Here is a 1,794-nt window from a genome sequence, read left to right as displayed (position 1 = left end):
GATTCGATATTATCCTAAACACGAAATTGGTTCACAAGTAATTGGGTATGTAGAAAATGACCTTAATTCAAAGCATAAGGCTGTTGGAAAAAGCGGGATTGAGCTGCAATATGAAAATGATTTAAAAGGAAAACCAGGTAAAACTCTTATTTTTAAATTGAATAATAAAAAATTCTTATGGAATATTCAAAAAGTACAAAAAGGTAAAGATGTACGGCTAGCTTTAGACTCTGAGTTGCAGCAAAAGGCAGAAGAAGCATTAAGATCTCAAATTAAGAAAACACCTGATGCTAAAGCTGGTTATGCTGTAGTAAGCGATGCAAAAACTGGCGCAATTTTAACTATGGCCAACACGGCAGTTTTTGATCCAAATATATTAAATACACGTGTATCTTCTAGAAAAGAAAACATTAACTCTCTTTCGCAAAATAAAGCAATTCAAAAATTAAAGTATGGTGAATCTTATGTAAATATGGCTTCTACTATAAAACCACTCACTATTTTAATTGGATTAAACGAAAAGCTTTTCCAACCCGAAGATACTTATTTAGATAAAGGGACTTTTCAGTATGATAATCAAAATAACATTACGAATGCACCTGGAACGCCAACAGGTGAGATTACACCGAGGCAGGCTATCATTAATTCATCTAACACATTTATGACAGCAAAAGTAGCTCTGCCCCTATTCAACCAAAATAATGGGAATATAGAAAAAGTGGCACATATATGGACAGATTATTTAATACAATTCGGCCTACGTTCTAAAACCGGGATTGATTTACCCTTTGAAGAAGACGGACAATATGAATTCCATCCATCTAATAAGTTTGAAAATGGAATCTCCGCTTTATTAAACGCCTCTTGGGGAGGAAATGAAGTGCATACCCCTCTTCAACTCGCTCAATATGCAGCAACTTTGGCAAGTAAAGGTGATAAATATAAACCTCAAACTGTAAGTGCAATTATTAGTCCGGACGGTAAGGAAACAAAAAAGTTTAAACCAATTTTAGAAAGTTCAAATCGTTACCCGATGAACTTTTGGAGTGTCGTGCAAGGTGGAATGAGTCAAAATATAGAGGAAATTAAAAAGTTGCCTTTTGACGTCGCAGGTAAAACAGGTATTACAGGCTTTCCAAATGAGCAAGAAAGAATGATAAATCATTCTCTTTTCATTGCATATGCTCCTACTGAAGATCCACAAATTGCCGTTTCTGTCGTTATTCCTGGTAGTAATTCAGAAAAAAACATTGCCGCTCTCGTTACATCAGAAATTTTAGAGTCTTGGCATACACTTCAAAAAGAGAATAAAAACAAAGAGGAAGGTTCATTAAAGTGAACCTTCCTCTTTTACCAAATAGAATCTATATTTATTATTTTCCATTCACCATTATCATTTTTTTCGAACATAAATGAATACTTAATATCAGTTAAAACATACTCTTTTTGTACGTATCCAGTATTGCCATTAATTGTCGATATTTTTATATATCCATCATTTTGCACTTTTTCTGGAATCCAAGCTTTTACCATTTCATTAGATACTTCATATAACACTTGTGATTCTCGTTTTGGTTCAGCTAAAATTTTCGTTTTATTTCCAGTAACCGTTGCATATATAAAATGCGCTTGCTTTGGTTGGTTACTTTCTGTCAATCCACTTGGTACTTTGTATACTTTTTTTGTATCATTTGCAAACTCTCCCCCCATTGTAAGAGCGACTTGCAACTCATGAAAAATATCTTCATCAAACTTCAGTTCATCCTTCTTATAACTCTTCCCTTTAAATAGAAC

General features: G+C 33.7%; 2 protein-coding genes. One reads left to right on the top strand and one right to left on the bottom strand.

Translation table 11 applies throughout. The annotated features are described in order from the left end of the window. Positions 1 to 1,339: peptidoglycan D,D-transpeptidase FtsI family protein (locus DOS87_RS13570; protein ID WP_208730362.1), on the top strand; the 1,339-nt coding region annotated here is incomplete at its 5' end. Positions 1,340 to 1,350: 11 nt separating this feature from the next. On the opposite strand, the gene DOS87_RS13565 is transcribed toward DOS87_RS13570, so the two are convergent. Next, on the bottom strand, positions 1,351 to 1,794 hold a 444-nt coding region (locus DOS87_RS13565), incomplete at its 5' end, for an SH3 domain-containing protein (protein WP_395939032.1).

Origin of the sequence: Bacillus sp. CR71 (genome assembly GCF_003429245.1) — a bacterium.
Classification (GTDB): Bacteria; Bacillota; Bacilli; order Bacillales; family Bacillaceae_G; genus Bacillus_A; species Bacillus_A thuringiensis_S.
This window is presented reverse-complemented; position numbering and strand designations above follow the sequence as displayed.